The following is a 19,689-nucleotide window of genomic DNA, read 5'->3' on the forward strand; positions in this document are numbered from 1 at the left end:
TCCGGCGCGGCTTCGGGCCGCCTGTGCGCCCCCTGCGCACCAGCCGCCGCCCGGCACGGGCGCTTCCGGAGGCGGATGGGCAGCCATACCCACTATGCTGTTCTGACAGCCACGTCACAAGTGTCGGCGCCGCGGGCCGCTGCCGAGACGCCCGCCCGACGGCGGGAAGCGCGGCCCGCCGCCCCGGGCCGCCCGATCTCGTCCGGTCCCCGCGGCCCGCCGCCGGACCCCGCGGCTGCGGGGAGCCCGACGGCGAGGTCAGGGAAGGAAGCCACAACGATGGGTACCCGCCTCGCGGGCAAGACCGTGCTCGTGTCCGGATCGACCCGCGGCATCGGCCGCTCCATGGCGGAGCTGTTCGCCGCCGAGGGGGCGCGCGTGGCCGTGACCGGCCGCACCGTCGCCAAGGGTGAGAAGGTCGTCGCGCGCATCCGCGCCGCCGGCGGCGAGGCGGAGTTCTTCCCCCTCGACGTCACCGACGAGACCAGCGTGCACGCCACGATCGACGCGGTGGCCGCGCGCTTCGGCGCGCTGAGCACGCTGGTGAACAACGCCGCCCCGACCGACGCCGTCGCCTCGACGATCAAGAAGATCGCCGACTACACGACCGAGGAGTGGAACCACATCCTGCTGGGCACCCTGACGGGCAACGTGTTCTGGGCGTCGAAGTACGCCTGGCCGTACCTGCGCGAGGCCGACGGGGCCGCGATCGTGAACGTCTCCTCGGGCCAGTCCATCGCCGGGTTCACCGGGTTCGGCGCCTATGCCGCGGCCAAGGGCGGCGTCAACGCCCTGAGCCGCACGCTGGCCGTCGAGGGCGCCGCCGACGGCATCCGCTCCAACACCATCGTCGTCGGGCGGGTCGTGAGCTCCCCGGGTGACTCCGGGGCGCTCACCGGCGGCGGACGGCTCACCCGCATCGGCAACCCGATGGACATCGCGTACACGGCCGCGTGGCTCGCCTCCGACGAGGCCGCCTTCGTCACCGGTGCGACGGTGACGGCCGACGGCGGCTTCAGCGCCAACGGCGACGCCGCCGCCGGCGAGGGCTGAGCGTGCCGGTCGCCACCTCCCGGGGAACACACCACCGGGGAACACACCACCAGGGGACAGTGGACATCACTGTCAGATCAAGGATCACCCAAGCCGGGATCGCCCGATCAGGGAGTGCCGGACCCGTCGCCGACGGATCCGGAAGCGGGCACGGCGGGGCGGGATCCCTGCTGAGCACCGACGAACAGGAGCCATCCATGCCATCAGCACCCGCCGCACCGCGGCGGCAGGTCCGATGAGCGCGCCGGCGCCGGGCAGTGCCGCCACCGCCACCGTCCCCGCGGCCTCGGACGCTACGGCGTCCCCCGGCGCCTCCGGGAGCGCGGCCACGCCCACCCCAGGCGCGTCCGCCCCGGCCGCGTCCGGCCCGGCCGGCCCGCTCGGAACCACCGTGCTGCACACGGTCGAGGGGGGGATCGCGACGATCACCCTGAACCGGCCGGAGGCCGCGAACGCGATCCAGCCGGCGATGCGTGACGTCATCATCGACCTGCTCGCCCAGGCCGACGCCGACCCCGAGGTCCGGGTGGTGGTGCTCGCCTCGAACGGCCGGCACTTCTGCTCCGGCGCCGACGTCACCGGGATCGCGGCGAGCCGGGCGCAGGGCGCCGAGAAGCGGGTCACCGACGCCATGCGGCGCATCATGACCGGTGCGCAGCGGCTGGTGTCCTCGGTCCTCGACTGCGGCAAGCCGGTCATCGCCGTCGTCCAGGGCCCGGCGGCCGGCCTCGGCGCGCACCTGGCGTATGCCAGCGACCTCGTCGTGGCCGCGGACACCGCGGTCTTCGTCGAGTCGTTCGTGCTGCGCGGCCTGGTCGTCGACGCCGGTGGCGCCTACCTGCTGCCCCGCCGCATCGGCATGCAGAAGGCCAAGGAGCTGGCGTTCTTCGGCGAGAAGCTGCCCGCGAGCGAGGCACTCACCCTCGGTCTGGTCAACCGGGTCGTGCCCGCCGACGAGCTCGCCGCCACCGCCGCCGGCTTCGCCGAGCGCCTCGCCGGCGCCGCGACGAGCGCCATCGCGCTGACCAAGCGGCTGTTCAACGAGTCCCCGGACGTCGACCGGGCCGCCGCGTTCCTGGCCGAGGGCATGGCCCAGGAGCTGCAGTCGCACGCCCACGACTCGACCGAAGGGGTGACCGCGTTCGTCCAGCGCCGCTCCCCCGAGTACCGCGGCTACTGATCCGCGGCCACTGCACCGCGGCCACTGCGAACCGCGGCCACTGATCCGAGGAGGACACCCATGGCGACCGGCGCACCCCGGGTCGACCTGCCGACCATCGAGGACGAGAACCGGCCCTTCTGGGACGCCGCCCGCCAGGGCCGCTTCCTGATCGCCCGCTGCGCGTCCTGCGGGCGGGCGCACCACTACCCCCGCCCGTTCTGCCCGTTCTGCTGGAGCGAGGAGGTGTCCTGGGAGGACGCCAGCGGGCAGGCGACCCTCTACACCTACTCGACGGTGTTCGTGAACGACCTGCACCCGTTCGCCGAGCGGATCCCCTACGTGGCGGCCCTGGTCGACCTGGCGGAGGGGCCGCGGGTGATGACGAACATCATCGACGCCGACCCGGCGGACCTGCACATCGGCATGCCGCTGACGGTCGCCTACCGCGAGCTGACCGACGAGATCACCGCGCCGGTCTTCCGACCCGCCGCCCCGGCCGCCGGCGACTGAGCCGCACCGTTCCCACGACGCACACGTTCCAGCTACCCACCCAGGGAGTTCGTATGGCAGGCCTGCTCGACGGCAAGATCGCACTGGTGACCGGCGCCGGCCACGGCATCGGCCGTGGCCACGCGCTCGAACTCGCCAAGCACGGCGCGACCGTCATCGTCAACGACCTCGGCAGCACGGTCAGCGGCGAGGGCCGCGGCCGTGACGCCGAGGAGGTCGTGAAGATCATCGAGAAGCGCGGCGGCACCGCCGTGGCGGACTTCGGTGACGTCGGCGACGAGGAGCAGGTCGAGGCCAGCGTCGCCCGGGCCTTCGACGAGTTCGGCCGCCTCGACATCGTCGTCAACAACGCCGGCATCGTGCGCGACAAGGCCGTGTGGAACATGAGCACGGCCGACTTCGACCTGGTCCTGCGGGTGCACCTGCGCGGCACCTGGCTGGTCAGCCGGGCGGTCGCGAAGCGCTGGCGGGCCGCGGCGAAGGCCGACGGCGGCAAGGTCTACGGCCGGATCATCAACACGACCTCCGGCGCGGGCCTGTCCGGCCACTTCGGCCAGACGAACTACAGCGCGGCGAAGGCCGGCATCGTCGGGCTGACCCTGACGCTGTCGCTGGAGCTGGCAAGCATCGGCGTGACCGTGAACGCGATCGGCCCCGGCGGCCTGACCCGGCTGTCGGGCACCATGCCCGGCCAGGCGAAGCCGCTGGAGCCCGACGAGCGGCCCGAGGACGAGTTCGACCCCAAGGACCCGTCGCTGTGCAGCCCGGTCGTCGCCTGGCTCGCCAGCGACGAGGCCGGCCACGTCAGCGGCCAGGTCATCAAGGCCATCGGCGAGCGCATCCAGCTCATGGGCGGCTGGCACGAGCAGGCCGTGGTGAACAACGGCGGCAAGCGCTGGGACGCCACCAAGCTCGGCCCCCTGTTCGCCACGGACATCTTCCGCACCCGCGCCCCCGGCCTGCGCCTCGGCGGCTGAGTGCGCTGCGGCTCGGAGCTCAGCCCGCGGCCAGCGTGCGCAGGGCGGCGGTGTCCACCTTGAGCATGCTGGTCAACGGCAGCGCCTCGACAACCTCGAGGCGGTCCGGCGCCTTGTAGTCGGCCAGCCGTCCCCGCACCCAGGCCCGCAGCTCGGCGAGATCCGGCGGGCTCGCGGGGTCGGCCGGCTCGACGAAGGCGACCCCGATCTCGCCGATCACCGGGGCCGGCGCGCCGACGACCGCCGCGCGCCGCACCCCGGGGTGCTCCGCCAGCACGTTCTCCACCTCCAGCGGGTACACGTTGTACCCGCCGCGGATGTAGAGGTCGCTGGCCCGCCCGCGCAGCCGCAGGTTGCCGTCGGCGTCGAGCGCCCCGAAGTCGCCGCTGACGAGCCAGCCGTCGCCGCGCAGCACCGCCGCGGTCTGGTCGGCGTCGTTCCAGTAGCCGCGCATCACCGTGTCGCCGCGGACCCAGACCCGGCCGACCTCGCCGGTCGCGACGTCGCGCCCGGCGTCGTCGCGCAGCGCGATCTCGATGCCGGTCTGTGGCCGGCCGACCGTGCGGAACTGCACGTCCGGCGGGTCGTCCGGCTCGGTGCCGCAGATGCTCGGCGACTCGGTCATGGCATAGCGGACGACGAGGGGCACCCCCAGCCGGGTGACGACCCGCTCCACCAGCTCGGGCGCGGCGGGCGCGGTCGCGGCGAGCCCCAGGCGCAGCGTCGCGACCGCACGCACGGTCCGCTCGGCGTCGGGCAGCTCCAGCAGCTTGGCCCACTGGGTGGGCACGGCGCCGGCGACGGTGATCCGCTCGTCGCGCAGGATGTCCGCCATCCCCGCCGCCGACCAGGGCACCGGGCTGATCACCATGGTGGTGCCCCAGGCCAACTGGTCGACGATCTTCGCCATGTAGCCGGCGTGCGCGAAGGGGGTCGCGACGAGCCGGCGATCGAACGGCCGGCTCATCACCCCCGCGGAGGCGACGGCGGCGGCGAGGTTGCGGTGGTCGAACCAGGCCCCCTTGGGCAGCCCGGTCGTCCCGGACGTCCAGATGATGACCACCGGGTCCGCCGGCGCCACGACCGGGCGGTCGCGGCCGAGCCCGGGGTGGCGCCGCAGCGCCGCGAGCTCGGACCGCGCCAGCACGGGCAGCCCCGCCGGCACCGCCGGCAGGCCCCCGTCCATGTCGACGATCACCAGCGCGGGCCGGCACCGGCCGAGGATCCCCGTCACCTCCCGGGAACCCAGGCGGGTGTTCAGCCCGGTGGTGACCGCTCCCAGCCGGGCCGCCGCCGCGTAGCAGATGGCGTAGTCGATCGACGAGGGCAGCATCAGCGCGACGACGTCCCCCGGGCCGATGCCCCGCGCGGCGAGCGCCCCGGCCAGCGCGTCGGCGGCCGCCGCCCATGCGGCGAAGCTGATCCGCCCGTCGGGCCCGACGTAGGCCTCCCGCTCGCCGAACCGCTCGGCGGCGGCGTCCAGTGCCACCCCGACCGTCGCGTACGAGTCGGGCTCGCCCAGCGGCGGGGAGCCGCCCACGCCGGCTAGTCCCGCCCGAGGATGACGGTCCCCGACGAGCAGAGCCAGCCGCCGGTGCCGCTGACGCAGGCCAGCCGGGCGTCCGGCACCTGCCGGCCCTCGGCCTCGCCGCGTAGCTGGCGCACCGCCTCGACGATGAGGAACAGGCCGCGCTGCCCGGGATGGCACGCCGACAGGCCACCGCCGTCGGTGTTGGTCGGCAGCGCCCCGCCGACGCGCAACCGCCCGTCGGCGACGAACGGACCGCCCTCGCCCTTCTTGCAGAAGCCGAGGTCCTCCAGGGTGACCATCAACATGTACGTGAACGCGTCGTACAGCTCGCAGACGTCGATGTCCTCCGGACTCACCCCGGCCCGGGAGAACGCCAGCGGCCCGGAGACGGCCGCGGGACCGGTGGTCACGTCCTCCCACTGGCTGGTCGACACGTGCGTCACGCACTCGCCCGTGCCGAGGACCCACACCGGCGGGCGCGGCAGGTCGGCGATGCGGTCCTCGGCGACGAGCACCGCCGCGGCGCCGCCGTCCGAGCGGATACAGCAGTGCAGCTTGGTGAACGGGTCGGCGATCATCGACCCGGACAGCACGTCGTCGATCGTGATCGGGTCGCGGTAGTACGCCTCCGGGTTCGGGCCGGCGTTGTGGCGGGCGGAGACCGCGATCTCGGCGAGCTGCTCGATCGTCGTGCCGAACTCGTGCATGTGCCGGCGGGCGGCCATGGCGTACTTGGAGATCAGGGTGTGGCCGTAGGGGGCCTCCCACGACTGCGGGCCGCGGCTGCCCCAGTTCAGGCTCGCCGTGCGCAACCGCTTGCGCAGGTCGGAGCGGGCCGTCGAGCCGTAGGTGAGCAGCACCACGTCCGCATGCCCGGCGGAGATCGCATCGGCGGCGTGGGCGGCCATGACCTCCCACGACGCCCCGCCGACGGTGGTCGAGTCGATCCAGCGGGGGCGCAGGCCCAGATACTCGGCGACGTCGATCGGCGCCAACGTCCCGAGCGAGGTCGACGCGAGCCCGTCGACGTCACCCGGCCCGAGCCCGGCGTCCGCGAGCGCGCGGCGGCTGGCCTGGGCGATCAGCGCGTACGGGGTGGAGCCGTCGGTGCGGCCCACGTCCGACAGGGCGACCCCGGCGATGGCGACCCGTCGGCTCATCGCCCGGCCCCCGCGGGCAGGCAGGGGCGCTGGAGGGTCGGGCGGGACGGCGGTCGAGTCATGTGTCCTCCGATCGGGTGCCGGCAACGGCCGGCTACTGCGCCGCCGGCTGGGCGACCAGGCGCGCGAGATGGTCGGCGGGCTCGCCGAGCAGGTGCTCCAGGACGTGCGCCCGCTTCAGGAACAGGTGCGAGTCGTGCTCGAAGGTGTAGCCCATGCCGCCGTGCACCTGGATGGTGGCGGAGGCGTTCTCGACGGCGAAGCGGCCGGCGACGCTCTTGGCGGCCAACGCCTGGAACTCGGCGTCGGCCCGCCCGTCCTGGACGCAGATCGCCGCGAACAGCACCTGCGACAGCGCGGCCTCGGCCCGCACCGCCATGTCCGCGCAGGCATGCTTGATCGCCTGGTTGACCCCGATGGGCCGGCCGAACTGCACCCGCACCTTGGCGTGCTCGGTGGACAGGTCGCGCGTCGCCTCGGCGATCCCGACGCTCATCGCCGCCGTCAGCACGAGCGCACGCAGGCGGATCGGCTCCTCCTGCGTGCTCACCCAGGCGATGATCGGGACGGCCTCCGCGCGCGCCTCGGCCAGCCGGATGCCCGGGTCGATCGCCGGCTCGGAGCGCACGTCGCTCAGGGCAGCGGTCTCCACCAGCGCGGCACCCGCGGGGTCGAGCAGCAGGACGTAGCGGGAGTCGGCCGCGTCGAGTAGCTGGAACCGCCCGTCCAGGGTCGAGGGGGTGGCGCCGGCCTCGAACCCGTCCGGGCCGCGGCGCAGGGCCAGGCCCACCGCCGCCTTGCCGGACAGGATCGCCGACGCCGTCTCGTGCTGGCCGGCGAGCGCCGCGACCCGGGCGCCCAGCACGGTGGGCAGGAACGGCCCGGGCACCACGCGGCGGCCCAGCTCCCGGAACAGCAGCGTCTCCTCGGCCAGCTCGCACCCGGCGCCACCGAGCTCCTCGGCGATGCCCAGGCCGAACAGGCCCAGCTCCGCGCTCTCCGACCAGATCCGCCGATCCACGACGACGGGGGCGTCGCGTCGCTCCCGGATGACCGAGATCGGCAGCTCGTTGCCGAAGAAGTCGGCGGCGAGGGAGGCGATCTCCATCTGGGCCGGCGTGGGTAGCAGGTCCACGGTGCGCTCCTCAGGATGTTTCGATGGCTGCTGGGGTTTCGATGTGCTCGGCAGGCGCCGCCCGCGCGACCCGGGTTCAGCGCGGCAGGCCGAGCACCCGATCACCGATGATGTTGCGCTGGACCTCGGACGTCCCCCCGCCGATGGACACCGAGTACGAGTACAGGTAGTTGCCGGACCAGCCACCCGGCTCCCAGCGCGAGACGAACCGCAGCGCGTCCGCGCCGAGCAGGTCGAACGCCAGCCGGTACACCTTCTTGGCGATGTCGGAGTAGAACAGCTTGACCATCGACCCCTCGGGGCCGGGCTGGTCGCGGTGCATGTTGCGGGAGATGCCGGCGTAGGTCATGGCGCGCAGCGACGCGACCTCGGCGCGCGCGGTCGCGAGGCGCCGCGCGATCTCGTCGTCGGCGATCGCCGGACGCCGCCCGTCGGGGCCGGTGCGCTCCTTCGCCAGGTCGATGAGCTTCTCCACGGTGCTGGCGAGGCGGACCTGGTTGGCGGTGAAGGCGGTGCCGCGCTCGAACGACAGTGTGGACATCGCCACACTCCAGCCGTTGTTCAGCCCGCCGACGACGTTCTCCAACGGGATGCGGACGTCGTCGTAGAAGACCTCGCAGAACTCCGCGCCGCCCTCGATCGTCTCGATCCCGCGCACCTCAATGCCCGGGGTGTGCATGTCACAGATCACCCAGGAGATGCCGTGGTGACGAGACCCTTCGGGGTCGGTGCGAACCAACAGCTCCTGCCAGTCGGCGAGGGTGGCGAAGCTGGTCCAGATCTTCTGCCCGGACACGACGAGCTCGTCGCCCTCGATGCGGGCCCTCGTGCGCAGCGCGGCGAGGTCCGAACCGGCGTCCGGCTCGGAGAACCCCTGGCACCAGATCACCTCCCCGCGCAGGATGCGGGGCAGGTGGTAGGCCTTCTGCTCCTCGGTCGCACGCGTCATCAGGGTCGGCCCGGCGTGGCTGAGGCCAACGAAGCAGGCGTCGATGCCCGGCAGCCCGGCGCGCCCGTACTCCTCGAACCAGATCAGCTGCTGCAGCAGGGAAAGCCCACGGCCGCCGTACTCCTGCGGCCAGGAGATACCCGCCCAGCCGCCCTCCCACTGGGTGCGCTGCCAGGCGAGATCGTACTCACGCATCGCCGGGCCCATCTCGGGACGGATCTCCCGGGGGGCGTTCTCCTCGAGCCAGGTTCGCACCTGCTCACGGAACTCGACCTGCTCCTTCGAGAAGTCAAGGTCCATTCGTCGGCCTCCGTCCCACCGCCTGGCATCTCGTGACGCCCTTGTCAGATACTAGCTTTACCAGGAGGCCCGGGCGCCCGCTCGCGAACAGGGCTCGACACGGGGCGCGGGCGCCGCCCCCGAGCCGGAGGACCGATGATCGACCGATGACCACACCGACCAACCCCCCGACGAGCAGCCCCGCCACCAGCGGGGACGCCATCCGCCCTCAGTCCGGCAGCGAAACGCCTGCCCTCGACGGCGCGACGGGCGCGGCGACGCCCCCGCTCGTTCCGCGGCGCGGCTGGGAGGGGCGCTACTTCGAGGACTTCGCGGTGGGCGACGTCTACGACCATCCCCTCGGCCGGACGATCACCGCAACCGACAACACCTGGTTCACACTGCTCACCCAGAACACCGCGCGCCTGCACTTCGACCAGCACTATGCCGCGCAGACAGGGTTCGGCCGCGCGCTGGTGAACTCGACCCTCACTCTCGCCCTCGTCACCGGCCAGAGCGTGATCGACGTCTCGCAGAACGTGATGGCCAACCTGGGCTGGGACGAAGTGCGCCTGCCCCATCCGGTCTTCGAGGGCGACACGGTCTACTCCCGCTCGATCGTGCTCGGACTGCGGCCGAGCAAGTCCCGGCCCGACGTCGGAGTGGTAGAGGTCCGCACCCACGGCTACAACCAGGACGGCGACGAGGTGATCAGTTTCCGCCGGACGCTGCTGGCCTACCGCCGCGGCCATGGCCCGAAGCCGCCGGCGCTGCCGCCCCTGCCCGACTCCCCGGCCGCGCGCTGACCCGCCTGTCCCCATCCCGCCCCGACCACCCCGCGAGACCATCCAGGCCCGGCCGACGCGCCGAGGCCAGCGGATGGCGAGGAGACCGCAGTGTCGAGTGTGACCACCCGTCTGAGCCCTGAGGAAGAGCAGATCGTCCGCCTGGTCGCGACCTTCGTCGACGAGAAGGTCCGTCCTGTCGCGCAGGAGCTCGACCACACCAACACCTACCCCGAGGACCTCATCGAGCAGATGAAGGAGATGGGGGTCTACGGTCTCGCGATCCCGGAGCCCTACGGTGAGTTCGGCGTGTCGACGTCCTGCTACGCGCGGGTGACCGAGGAATTGTCGCGCGGCTGGATGAGCCTCGCTGGCGCGTTCGGCGGGCATTCCGTCGTCTCCAAGCTGATCCTGCGCTTCGGCACCCAGGAGCAGCGGGAGAAGTACCTGCCGCGGATGGCCACCGGAGAGCTGCGCGCCACCATGGCGCTCACCGAGCCCGGTGGCGGCTCGGACCTGCAGGCCCTGCGCACCGTCGCCCGGCCCGACGGCGACGGTTGGGTGGTCGACGGCGCCAAGACGTGGATCAGCAACGCCCGACGGTCGGGCCTGATAGCACTGCTGTGCAAGACCGACCCCGCTGCGAAGCCGGCGCATCGCGGCATCAGCATCCTGCTCGTCGAGCACGGTCCGGGCTTCACCGTCTCGCGGGACCTGCCCAAGCTGGGCTATAAGGGCATCGAGACCTGCGAGCTGCACTTCGACGGGTACCGGGCGCCCGGCGACGCCGTCCTCGGTGGCGTGACCGGCAAGGGCTTCAACCAGATGATGGCCGGTCTGGAGGTCGGCCGGATCCAGGTCGCCTCGCGCGCCCTCGGGGTCGCCCGCGCGGCCTTCGACGACGCGCTTCGCTACGCCCAGGAGCGCGAGACCTTCGGCAAGCCGATCTGGGAGCACCAGTCGATCGGCAACTACCTGGCGGACATGGGGACGAAGATCCTCGCCGCCCGCCAGCTCATCCTGCACGCGGCCGAGGTGTTCGACTCCGGTGCCCGCGCCGACATGGAGGCCGGCATGGCGAAGCTGTTCGCCTCCGAGATGGCGGCGACGGTGACGCTCGACGCTATCCGCATCCACGGCGGCTACGGCTATTCGACCGAGTTCGACGTCGAGCGCTACTTCCGCGACGCCCCTCTGATGATCGTCGGGGAGGGAACCAACGAAATCCAGCGCAACGTCATCGCCCGCCAGCTCGTCCAGCGCCCCAACCCGCTGCGCTGACGGCCGAAGCGCGACGTACGGCTCGCACGGCCGGCGAGCGTGCGGGGTCCCTCGGTACCGCGATCCCGCACGCTCGGCGATGGCCCGCACTGCCCCGGCTGCCGCCGAGCCCCGGGAACGGTGTGGGCTGCGCATGTCGGGCTTCATCCGGCGGCGATGCCGTAGAGCAGGTCGTGCGGATGACGCGAGTAGGGGTTGCGGCGAGGGGTGCGGCTGGCGTCGATCCAGGCCGGCGGCAGGAACTCGGGGCGTCGGTCGGGGCCGAGCCGAACGGTCCAGCCCTGGTGGTGGATGACCCGATGGTGATGACCACAGAGGAGCACGCTGTTGTCCAGTGAGGTGTGACCCCCGTCGATCCAGTGACGCAGGTGGTGCGCCTCGGTCCACCCCGAGGGGCGATCGCAATGTGGGAACGCGCAGCCGTTGTCGCGGGCTACCAGCGCCCGACGGATGTCGGCGGTGACGGTGCGCTGGGCCCGACCGACGTCGAGGGGGACACCGGCGGGGTCGAGGATGATGCGGCTGACCGAGGCGTCGCAGGCCAGGCGACGTAGGACCTCGCGGGGCAGGGGCTGCCCCCAGCCGGTCGTCGCCGGCACACCGGAGCGGCCGAGCAGTGTCGACCAGGGGACCGTCACGGTCAGGTGCGGGCGGACGCCGCCGCCGACGGGCAGCACGGCGGCGTCGAGGGTGCGGGTGAGTAGGTCGACGAGGGCGTCGGCGCGCCGCCGGGCGGGGCTACGCGGATCGAGCGCACCGTCGACGGCCGGGCGTGGCGCCGCGAGGGGGTCCAGCGCGGTGCGGAGCAGGGCTGCTGCCTCGGGATCGAGCTCGCCGCTGATCCGAGTCATCCCGTCCGGCAACTCGGAGATCCATAGCTTCCGACGCCCCGCCGGGTCCTCTCCTCCCGCAGCGGTGGCATCGCCGGGACCTCCGGGCTGACCGTCATCCCCGCCGTCGCTGCCAGCCCCGCCGTCGCCGGGCTCACCACGATCCGAGTCAGCACCCTCGCTGCCACCGCCGGGAGCCGGGTCGGGCGGATCGCCGCCGGGGCTGGCATCCGCCCAGGCCAGGGTCTCGCGGAGGTGGCGGGCCAGGCGAGCCAGGGCAGTCGGGTCGAACTCGTCGGCCTGGCGCAGGAGAAACGCCTCAGCCCGCCGCCGCACGTCTACGGTGGCCGTGGCCGGCAGCGAGCGCATACCCGCCACAATCACCTGCGCCTGCTCCACACTGATCTCCCCCGCCGCCAGCCGCTTCCCCGTCGCCGCCATGGGACCGTCCACGGCCACCGCAACATCGACCATACGGTTGGCATCTGCCGCGCGGAGCCGCAGGCGTTCGCGCAGCAACGCCACGGTGTCGCTCGCACCCACGCGTCGGGCCAACCCACGGCCGTGCACCTCGGCGACAATCTGAAGGCGAAATGCCGCCAGCCTCGTCAACACGGCTGAACAATCCTGCAGAAATTCCAGCAGACCCGCGTCGGACAGCGACCACACCGGACCGTCGACCATTGCACCTATCTGCGCGGACGTCGCGGCCAATTCGTCGACCAGCACATGGAACCGGCTCGGAGACTCGGGATTCGAGACCATGCGAGAAGCCTAGGCGAGCCGCAGCCCGATGTCGAACGCATGTTCGGATGCGTAATCATCTTGAGGAATGTTCGCGGCGAGGACCGGCGCGGCGACACAACCTAGACTCACGCCCCAGACGGCTCGCGTGAGCCTGCCGACCGGGCCGCCGTGTGGCACCTCCAGCCCCATGGAGTCCCCGGTAGCCAGCCCGGACCCGGCAGGATCGGAAGAGGGACGGCCCCTGCCCCAAGCCGTGATCGCGGAGGCCTGTGAGCTGGCGCGCCCCGCCGAACGGTGCGATCCTGAGCGACGGCGTGGACCGATCATCGCTGCCACGGTGCCCGGATGTGAACGTCCTGGCGGCCACAGAGAGCCCATGCGGCGACGGACCAGGAGTGTCGCCCGCCGTCGCCGCCGCTTGATTTCCCCTGCGATTCCGCTAAGGGCGGCGGAGCCGATGCCGCCGGACTTGACGAAGCGGGTGTGAGCGTGCTGCGATATCTCAGGAACGCTGCCAGAAGGCGCACTCGCAGTGGGCGGAACGCCGCGACAGGAACGTCTCCCGATTCCCAGTGATGTGGTGAGAACCCGACGACGAAGAGAGCGCGGCCGCCCACAGGAAAAGGGGCTGCGCCGCCTTGGGAGATAGTGAGGCAGAATTGGCCAGGAACCGGACAACCACAGCGGCAGGTATCCGTGCCAAGGCTGAGTTCAACCCAGGCAGCCATGGGCACGCTCAGTCACACTACGAAGCGACCCGCGCGGGGCCGCCACATGGGGCCGCAGAGGGCACCAGCGACGCGTCTGGCAGGCGGGACCGGCGCCGTCGAGTCAGGGGACGGCGCCGACGGGCCATCGAATCTCTCTCGGACTACAGCAGCGAGCAGCGTGGCGAGTCAGACTGCGCTGGCTCAGCCGCGGAGTGCGTCAGGACGGCGGAGTGCGTCAGGACGGCGTTGACGGGCCGCCGCCCGGCGAATGCGTCCACTGTTGGGGCTCGCCGAGCGACTGACGACGGCACCGGCGGGTCAGACGGCAGGGGCGGGTCAGACGGCACCGGCGGCGCGCAGGCGGGCCGTGTCGGCGGGGTCGTAGCCGAGCTCGGCGAGCAGGGCGTCGGTGTGCTCGCCGACCGCGGGCACGGGGCCCATCACCGGGTCGACCCCGCCGATGCGGACGGGCGGACGCACCGCGCGCAACGGGCCGACCGGCGAGTCCACCTCCCGCCAGCGGTCGCCCACATCGAGCTGGGGGTGGGCGAGCAGGTCGCCGATGGTGTTGATCCGGCCGTTGGCGATGCCTGCCTCGTCCAGCCGGGCGAGGGTCTGCTCGGTGGTGACCTCGGCGAGAGCCGCTTCGACGTCTGCGGTCAGCGCGGCGCGGTGGCGGACGCGGCCCGCATTCGTCGCGTAGCGGGGGTCGGCCAGCAACTCGGGCCGGCGGAGCACCTCCTCGCAGAACCGCCGCCACTCCCGCTCGTTCTGCACGCCGAGCTGCACGCTGCCGCCGTCGCCGGTCCGGAAGCCGCCGTAGGGGGCGATCGAGGCGTGGCTGGTGCCGGTACGGGCCGGGGGGACGCCGGTGTACATGGCGTAGTACATCGGCTGGGCCATCCACTCGGTGAGCGAGTCGAACAGCGAGACCTCGAGCGCGGCGCCCTCCCCCGTGCGCTCCCGCATGAACAGCGCGGTGAGAACCGCGGTGTAGGCGTACATGCCGGCGGAGATGTCGGCTACGGAGATGCCGACCTTGGCCGGCGCATCTGGCGCGCCGGTGACCGACAACAGTCCGGTCTCGCACTGGATCAGCAGGTCGTAGGCCTTCTTGTCGCGCAGCGGGCCGGCCGAGCCGTAGCCGGAGACGTCGCAGACGATCATCCGCGGATCACGGGCCCGCAGCGTCGCCGCGTCGAGGCCCAGGCGGGCCGCGGCGCCGGGGGCGAGGTTCTGCACGAAGACGTCGGCCCCGGCCAGCAGGCCGGCCAGCACCTCGCGGGCCTCGGGATGCTTGAGGTCGAGGGTCAGCGACTCCTTCGCCCGGTTCAACCAGACGAAGTAGCTGGCCAGACCCTTGACGGTCTCGTCATAGCCGCGCGCGAAGTCGCCCGCGCCCGGCCGCTCAATCTTGATCACCCGCGCCCCGAGATCGGCAAGCTGGCGGGTGGCAAACGGGGCCGCCACGGCCTGCTCGATGGAGATGACGGTAATTCCCGCCAGGGGCTTGCCGGCCGCCAGGCCACCCGCCGGCGATGCGGCCCGCCTCGGTGCCGGGACGGCTGCGTCATCGGACAGCACGGTGGCATCGGACAGCACGGTGGGGTCGGGGGTCTCGGTCACTGCGAGCGCCTCTCAGCCGAGGACGAACGGGTCGCGGGTGGCACCCGTCGTCTCGATCCAGACGGCCTTCTCCTGCAGGTACTCGTGCAGCCCCTCGGTGCCGTTCTCGCGGCCGAACCCGCTGCTCTTGATCCCGCCGAAGGGCATCGCGTAGTTCAGTGTCCGGTAGGCGTTGACCCACACGGTGCCAACCCGCAGTGCCTTGGTCATCCGGAAGGCACGGCGGATGTCGGCGGTCCAGATGCCGGCGGCGAGACCGTAGCGCGAGTCGTTGGCGATGGCGATGGCCTCCTCCTCGGACGAGAATCGCAGCACGCTCAGCACCGGGCCGAAGATCTCCTCCTGGCAGACCATGGCGTCGTTGGTGACGTTCGCGACGATGGTCGGCTCGAAGAACAGCCCGCCGAGCCCGCCGCCGCCGCCTCCGCCGACGATGTCGGCGCCCTGCTCCTTGGCCTGCGCCACGAACCGGCGGATCTTCTCGTGCTGGCCCGGGAAGCAGATCGGGCCCATCTCGGTCTCGGGGTCCTTCGGGTCACCGAGACGGATGCGGGCGGCCCGCTCGGCCACCCGGGCGACGACCTCCTCGTAGACGTCGGCGTGCACGAGCGCCCGCGAACCCGCGATGCAGGTCTGACCGGCGGCGGCGAAGATGCCGGCGATCAGGCCGTTGGACGCGGCAGCCAGATCCGCGTCGGGGAAGACGATGTTCGCCGACTTGCCGCCGAGCTCGAGGGTCACCGGGGCGAGGTGCTTCGCCGCCGCGGCGGCCACTGCCGCCCCGGTGATCTCCGAACCGGTGAACGACACCCGGTCGACGCCCGGATGGCCGACGAGCCACTCCCCCACCTCGCGGGAGGCGCCGCTGACGGTGTTGAACACGCCGGGCGGGAACCCAGCCTCCTCGAACAGGTCGGCGAACTTCAGGATCGACACCGGGGCCTGCTCGGACGGCTTCGCAACGATCGTGCAGCCCGCCGCCAACGCAGGGGCGATCTTGAAGGTGAGCAGCAGCAGCGGGGAGTTCCACGGCAGCACCGCGCCGACGACACCGATCGGCTCGCGGGTGACGAAGCCGAAGTAGTCCGGGCGGCCGGTGTCGACGACCCGGCCGTCGATCTTGTCAGCCAGGCCCGCGTAGTACTCGTACCAGGCGGACAGGCTGCGGACCTGCCCGCCCATCTCCCGCAGCAGCTTGCCGTTGTCGCGGGTCTCGGCGAGGCCGAGCTCGTCGGCGTGCTCTTCGATGACGGCCGCGAGGCGGCGCATCAGCCGGCCCCGCTCCCGGCCCGACAGCTTGCTCCACTCCCCGCTGTCGAAGGCCGCCCGCGCGGCGGCGACCGCGTCGTCGACGTCGGCGCGACTCGCCTCGGCGACCGTCGCCCACGGCTCGCCTGTGTAGGGGTCGATCGAGTCGAAGGTCGTCGAGCCCGCGCGCCGCTCGGCGCCGATGCGCATCGTTACCGTGGTGGTCACAGCGTCGCGCTCCCTGAGTTCGGGGTTGGGCCTGAGGCAGGGGTTGAGCCTGAGGTGGGGGGTGATGCCGAGCCGGCGGCCAGAGTGGGGCCCGAGGGCAGGGTGGGGTCGGTCTTCTCCGCGACGTCGCGGTAGCGCGCGGCCAGCTCCTCGCTGCCGCGCGCCAGCAGGGTCACGTCCGCCCCCACCAGGATGAACCGGACGCCGAGGGAGAGATAGCGCCGCGCCAGCGGCTCGGCGAAGGCGTTCACCCCGGCCGCCTTGCCCGCCGCGTTGACCACCGCGACCGCCGACGTGATCGCCTCGACGACGTCGGGGTGGTCGGGGCGGCCCAGATGCCCGAGGGAGGCGGCGAGGTCCGCGGGGCCGAAGAAGACCCCGTCGACGCCGTCGACGGCGGCGATCGCCGCGCACTCGGCGAGCCCGGCCGCGGACTCGATCTGGACCATCACGCAGATCTCGTCGTCGGCGCGGTGCAGGTAGCCCTCCACCCGGGTCCACCGGGACACCCGGGCGAACGCGCTGCCGACGCCGCGGATGCCGGCGGGTGGGTAGCGGGTGGCCGCGACGATCGCCGCGGCCTGCTCGGCGGACTCCACCATCGGCAGCAGCAGGTTCTCGGCGCCGATGTCGAGAAGCTGCTTGATGAGCACGGGGTCGTCGGTCGGGGGGCGCACGACCGGGGCGACCGGGTACGGCGCGACCGCCTGGAGCTGGGCGAGGAAGCTGCGCACGTCGTTCGGGGCGTGCTCACCGTCGATGAGCAGCCAGTCCAGGCCGCCCCCGGCGCAGATCTCGGCGTTGTAGGGATTGCCGGTGGCCACCCACATGCCGATCGCCGGCCGGGGATCGCGCAGCCGGCGCCGGAAGGCCCCGCTGGTCACGCCCGCGGTCCCCGCCGCGCCGGCCGTCATCGCAGTGCTCCACACATCAGCAGAACCTCTCCTCGCCCCGCCCGCTCAGGCGAAGCGGCAGGTGATCGCGCCCAGCGGGCCGTAGTCGGCGTGGAAGGTGTCGCCCGGGCGGGCGAACACCGGCCGGGTGAACGAGCCTGCCAGAATCACCTGGCCCGAGTCGAGACCCACCTTGTACGGGGCGAGCTTGTTCGCCAGCCACGCGACGCCGTTCGCCGGATGGTTCAGCACCGCCGCGGCGACCCCGGACTCCTCGATCGTCTCGTTGCGGTACAGCAGCGCCGACACCCAGCGCAGGTCCACCTCGTCGGGACGCACGGCGCGGCCGCCGAGCACGAGCCCCGCGTCGGCGGCGTTGTCGGAGATGGTGTCGACGATGGTGCGCAGGTGCCCGGTCGCCGGGTCGCTCATCTGCACCCGGGCGTCGAGGATCTCCAGCGCCGGGGTGACGTAGCGGGTGGCGTCGAGCACGTCGTAGATCGTGACCCCCGGACCGGACAGCGGCTCGGCGAGCACGAAGGCGAGCTCAACCTCGACCCGCGGGCGGATGAACCGGCCCGCGGGCACGACCCCGGAGTCGTCGAAGAACATGTCGTCGTAGATCGCGCCGTAGTCCGGCTCGGTGATCGAGACGGCCTGCTGCATCGCCCGCGACGTCAGGCCGATCTTGCGCCCGCGCAGCTCGCGGCCGGCGGCCAGCTTGCGTTCGGTCCAGGCGCGCTGGACGGCGTAGGCGTCCTCGATCGTCATGTCCGGGTACTGCAGGGACAACTGCGGGATCGGGGTCAGCGTGCGCTCGGCCTCGTCGAGGCGCGCGGCGGCGTCCTCGACGAGTTCGGGATCGAGCGTCATGCGTTCTCGGACTCGTTCTGCCCGCCCAGCAGGAACGCCAGCGCCGCCGGGTTGAACAGCTCCGGGTCCTCGAAGTGCGGCCAGTGCTTGACCTCGGGCATCTCCAGGACCTGCGAGTCCGGGATCAGCCGGGCGACCTGGCGGGCGGTGTTCTGGTACTCGCCGAAGTCCTTGCCGGAGGCGACGACGAGCGTCGGGGCGGCGATGCGCGACCACTGGTCCGGCGGGATGAGGTTGCGCTCGCGGGCGTCGGGGTCCTGCAGAATCAGCACGTGGTCGATGACCTTGCGCGTCTCCGGCAGCCGGTAGATCGCCTGGCGCAGGGCGATGACGTCGGGCAGCCGGTTGGCCTCGTCGGCGATCAGGTGGTTGAACATCGCCTTGGTGGACTCCCAGGTGGGGTTGTCCACGGCGGCGGTGCGCTCGGCCCGGATGCGGGCCATGTTCGACGCGGTCGCGATGAGGCCCGCGGGCGACATCAGGATCAGCTTGCGGACCCGGTCCGGCTCGTCGATGGCGAGCCGGGCGGCGACCCACGCGCCCAGGGACATGCCGATGATGTACGTGGTCTGCACGCCGAGCGCGTCGAGCAGGCCGAGCAGGTGGCGCTCGTAGACGGCGATCTCGTAGTCGTAGTCCGGCTTGCTGGAGAAGCCGTTGCCGACCATGTCCACCGCGATGCAGCGGAAGTGCTTGCTCAGCGGGCCGATGTTCGGCGCGAAGGTCTCCCAGTGCCCCCCGGTGCCGTGCAGCATGAGCACGGCCGGGGCGTCGGGGGAACCGGCCTCGACGTAGCGGGTGGACACCCCGTCGATGTCGATCCAGTCCTGGCGGAACGACACGTCCCGCAGGTAGGTCCAGATGCTGCGGTACGGGACCTCGTCGGTCATGCGCTGCTCACGATCCTTGTTGGTCGGTCGGGATGACTCGTCGGGCGCCGAGCGATCAGTCGTTCTCGGCGGCGCGCAGACGCTCCGCCACCGACGCGCTCCACGTCTCCACCGGCGACCAGGTCGCCGTCTCCTCGATGAGGGCCTGGGTCTTCTCCCGGATCACCTCGTCGGTGTCGGCCAGGTCCAGCGCCACCCGCCAGGGCTGGCTGACGTACCACGGCGTCGGGGTGTAGAGCTCCAACCGGTTCCCTTCCGGGTCCAGGAAGTAGATGCTCCAACTGTTGCCGTGGTTACGACCCTCCATGCCGGTCGCGCCGAGCTCCAGGGCCTTGTCGTGGAACCAGCGCAGCGAGGTGAGGTCGTCGTCGGTGAGACGGAAGGAGACCTGGCTGAGCAGCGCGATCTCACCCTCGGGGACCTTGCGGCCGGAGACGAGCACGAGCTGGTGGTGCTCGTCGGCGCGGCGGCTGAGGAAGGTCAGCCGACGGCCCAGGAAGTCGCCCTGGTCGATGACGAGCAGGCCGAGCAGCTCCGAGTAGAAGTTGACCATGCGGTCGACGTCGTTGACGTACAGACCGACGTGGGTGAGCTGAGCGGGCGGGGGAGCAGCCATGATCCATCCCTCGGGGTCGACGGGAACGCTTGTCCTCGGCGGGCAGGCAGAGGGTCCCGCGGCAGGGCCACGACCCGGTCCGGCGGACACCCAGGCCGCGGGCGGCGGGATCGAGCGTGAGTCCAGCACCGTTTCTGACAGTGAGTATACCCTAGGGCCATGAACCGTCCCGCCTCCACCAGATCCCCCGGAGCGCGTCCGTCCGT

Annotated in this window: 17 protein-coding genes; 6 read left to right on the forward strand and 11 right to left on the reverse strand. The window is 72.2% G+C overall.

The genetic code is table 11. From position 1 onward, the window contains the following. Positions 1 to 279 precede the first annotated feature (279 nt). From AC5R91_RS03970 to AC5R91_RS03985, 4 genes are all read left to right on the forward strand, one after another. Complete coding sequence (locus AC5R91_RS03970; protein ID WP_044886419.1) at positions 280 to 1,053, forward strand: SDR family NAD(P)-dependent oxidoreductase; 774 nt, start codon at positions 280 to 282, stop codon at positions 1,051 to 1,053. Between the two features lie 235 nt (positions 1,054 to 1,288). Continuing rightward, a complete protein-coding gene (locus AC5R91_RS03975) occupies positions 1,289 to 2,233 on the forward strand; it encodes an enoyl-CoA hydratase/isomerase family protein (protein WP_495395739.1) in 945 nt (314 codons plus the stop codon). 60 nt (positions 2,234 to 2,293) lie between these two features. Further along, entirely contained in the window at positions 2,294 to 2,725 is a 432-nt protein-coding gene (locus tag AC5R91_RS03980; RefSeq protein WP_495395740.1) for a Zn-ribbon domain-containing OB-fold protein, read from the forward strand. 53 nt (positions 2,726 to 2,778) lie between these two features. After that, positions 2,779 to 3,702 (forward strand): SDR family NAD(P)-dependent oxidoreductase, encoded by a 924-nt coding sequence (locus AC5R91_RS03985; protein WP_495395741.1) that lies wholly within the window; start codon positions 2,779 to 2,781, stop codon positions 3,700 to 3,702. 19 nt (positions 3,703 to 3,721) lie between these two features. On the opposite strand, the gene AC5R91_RS03990 is transcribed toward AC5R91_RS03985, so the two are convergent. From AC5R91_RS03990 to AC5R91_RS04005, 4 genes are all read right to left on the reverse strand, one after another. Then, on the reverse strand, positions 3,722 to 5,242 hold the full coding sequence (locus AC5R91_RS03990) for a class I adenylate-forming enzyme family protein (protein ID WP_495395742.1): 1,521 nt from the start codon (positions 5,240 to 5,242) through the stop codon (positions 3,722 to 3,724). Between the two features lie 5 nt (positions 5,243 to 5,247). Then, a complete protein-coding gene (locus AC5R91_RS03995) occupies positions 5,248 to 6,393 on the reverse strand; it encodes an acetyl-CoA acetyltransferase (protein ID WP_261567831.1) in 1,146 nt (381 codons plus the stop codon). A gap of 94 nt (positions 6,394 to 6,487) precedes the next feature. Next, the gene (locus AC5R91_RS04000) at positions 6,488 to 7,528 is read right to left on the reverse strand and encodes an acyl-CoA dehydrogenase family protein (protein WP_495395743.1); all 1,041 of its coding nucleotides are present in this window, start codon (positions 7,526 to 7,528) and stop codon (positions 6,488 to 6,490) included. A 76-nt stretch (positions 7,529 to 7,604) separates the two neighbouring features. Continuing rightward, positions 7,605 to 8,777 carry an acyl-CoA dehydrogenase family protein gene (locus tag AC5R91_RS04005; RefSeq protein WP_055868205.1) on the reverse strand — a complete coding sequence of 391 codons (1,173 nt, stop codon included), beginning with the start codon at positions 8,775 to 8,777 and terminating at the stop codon, positions 7,605 to 7,607. Positions 8,778 to 8,923: 146 nt separating this feature from the next. On the opposite strand from AC5R91_RS04005, the gene AC5R91_RS04010 reads away from it, so the two are divergent. Beyond that, a complete protein-coding gene (locus tag AC5R91_RS04010; RefSeq protein WP_495395744.1) occupies positions 8,924 to 9,562 on the forward strand; it encodes a MaoC family dehydratase in 639 nt (212 codons plus the stop codon). 90 nt (positions 9,563 to 9,652) lie between these two features. Continuing rightward, positions 9,653 to 10,822 (forward strand): acyl-CoA dehydrogenase family protein, encoded by a 1,170-nt coding sequence (locus AC5R91_RS04015; RefSeq protein WP_495395745.1) that lies wholly within the window; start codon positions 9,653 to 9,655, stop codon positions 10,820 to 10,822. 143 nt (positions 10,823 to 10,965) lie between these two features. Here the strand turns inward: AC5R91_RS04015 and AC5R91_RS04020 are convergent, their stop codons facing one another. The 7 genes from AC5R91_RS04020 to AC5R91_RS04050 all read right to left on the reverse strand — a co-directional run bounded on the left by AC5R91_RS04020 (position 10,966) and on the right by AC5R91_RS04050 (position 19,483). Beyond that, positions 10,966 to 12,417, reverse strand: a complete 1,452-nt coding sequence (locus tag AC5R91_RS04020) for an HNH endonuclease signature motif containing protein (protein ID WP_495395746.1) — start codon at positions 12,415 to 12,417, stop codon at positions 10,966 to 10,968. A gap of 1,028 nt (positions 12,418 to 13,445) precedes the next feature. Further along, positions 13,446 to 14,735 carry a CaiB/BaiF CoA transferase family protein gene (locus AC5R91_RS04025; RefSeq protein WP_495395747.1) on the reverse strand — a complete coding sequence of 430 codons (1,290 nt, stop codon included), beginning with the start codon at positions 14,733 to 14,735 and terminating at the stop codon, positions 13,446 to 13,448. A gap of 12 nt (positions 14,736 to 14,747) precedes the next feature. Further along, positions 14,748 to 16,211 (reverse strand): aldehyde dehydrogenase, encoded by a 1,464-nt coding sequence (locus tag AC5R91_RS04030; protein WP_495395748.1) that lies wholly within the window; start codon positions 16,209 to 16,211, stop codon positions 14,748 to 14,750. Then, the gene (locus AC5R91_RS04035; protein ID WP_495395749.1) at positions 16,208 to 17,125 is read right to left on the reverse strand and encodes an aldolase/citrate lyase family protein; all 918 of its coding nucleotides are present in this window, start codon (positions 17,123 to 17,125) and stop codon (positions 16,208 to 16,210) included. The genes AC5R91_RS04030 and AC5R91_RS04035 overlap by 4 nt, the downstream gene beginning before the upstream one ends. A gap of 45 nt (positions 17,126 to 17,170) precedes the next feature. Beyond that, positions 17,171 to 17,977: a 2-oxo-hept-4-ene-1,7-dioate hydratase gene (hpaH, locus tag AC5R91_RS04040; RefSeq protein WP_495395750.1), complete on the reverse strand. Its 807-nt coding sequence runs from the start codon at positions 17,975 to 17,977 to the stop codon at positions 17,171 to 17,173. Beyond that, entirely contained in the window at positions 17,974 to 18,867 is an 894-nt protein-coding gene (locus AC5R91_RS04045; protein ID WP_495395751.1) for an alpha/beta fold hydrolase, read from the reverse strand. Before AC5R91_RS04045 ends, hpaH begins: the two co-directional genes overlap by 4 nt. A 55-nt stretch (positions 18,868 to 18,922) precedes the next feature. Continuing rightward, positions 18,923 to 19,483 (reverse strand): VOC family protein, encoded by a 561-nt coding sequence (locus tag AC5R91_RS04050; RefSeq protein ID WP_495395752.1) that lies wholly within the window; start codon positions 19,481 to 19,483, stop codon positions 18,923 to 18,925. Between the last annotated feature and the right edge of the window lie 206 nt (positions 19,484 to 19,689).

Source organism: Frankia sp. BMG5.60, from assembly GCF_059428125.1.

What these genes read in the sequence shown, in the direction of transcription:
- AC5R91_RS04050 (WP_495395752.1), bottom strand. Translation starts at nt 19,483, where the DNA reads ATGGCTGCTCCCCCGCCCGCTCAGCTCACCCACGTCGGTCTGTACGTC.
- AC5R91_RS03980 (WP_495395740.1), top strand. Translation starts at nt 2,294, where the DNA reads ATGGCGACCGGCGCACCCCGGGTCGACCTGCCGACCATCGAGGACGAG.
- AC5R91_RS04010 (WP_495395744.1), top strand. Translation starts at nt 8,924, where the DNA reads ATGACCACACCGACCAACCCCCCGACGAGCAGCCCCGCCACCAGCGGG.
- AC5R91_RS03975 (WP_495395739.1), top strand. Translation starts at nt 1,289, where the DNA reads ATGAGCGCGCCGGCGCCGGGCAGTGCCGCCACCGCCACCGTCCCCGCG.
- AC5R91_RS04020 (WP_495395746.1), bottom strand. Translation starts at nt 12,417, where the DNA reads ATGGTCTCGAATCCCGAGTCTCCGAGCCGGTTCCATGTGCTGGTCGAC.
- AC5R91_RS04005 (WP_055868205.1), bottom strand. Translation starts at nt 8,777, where the DNA reads ATGGACCTTGACTTCTCGAAGGAGCAGGTCGAGTTCCGTGAGCAGGTG.
- AC5R91_RS04035 (WP_495395749.1), bottom strand. Translation starts at nt 17,125, where the DNA reads ATGACGGCCGGCGCGGCGGGGACCGCGGGCGTGACCAGCGGGGCCTTC.
- AC5R91_RS03995 (WP_261567831.1), bottom strand. Translation starts at nt 6,393, where the DNA reads ATGAGCCGACGGGTCGCCATCGCCGGGGTCGCCCTGTCGGACGTGGGC.
- AC5R91_RS03970 (WP_044886419.1), top strand. Translation starts at nt 280, where the DNA reads ATGGGTACCCGCCTCGCGGGCAAGACCGTGCTCGTGTCCGGATCGACC.
- AC5R91_RS04045 (WP_495395751.1), bottom strand. Translation starts at nt 18,867, where the DNA reads ATGACCGACGAGGTCCCGTACCGCAGCATCTGGACCTACCTGCGGGAC.
- hpaH (WP_495395750.1), bottom strand. Translation starts at nt 17,977, where the DNA reads ATGACGCTCGATCCCGAACTCGTCGAGGACGCCGCCGCGCGCCTCGAC.
- AC5R91_RS03985 (WP_495395741.1), top strand. Translation starts at nt 2,779, where the DNA reads ATGGCAGGCCTGCTCGACGGCAAGATCGCACTGGTGACCGGCGCCGGC.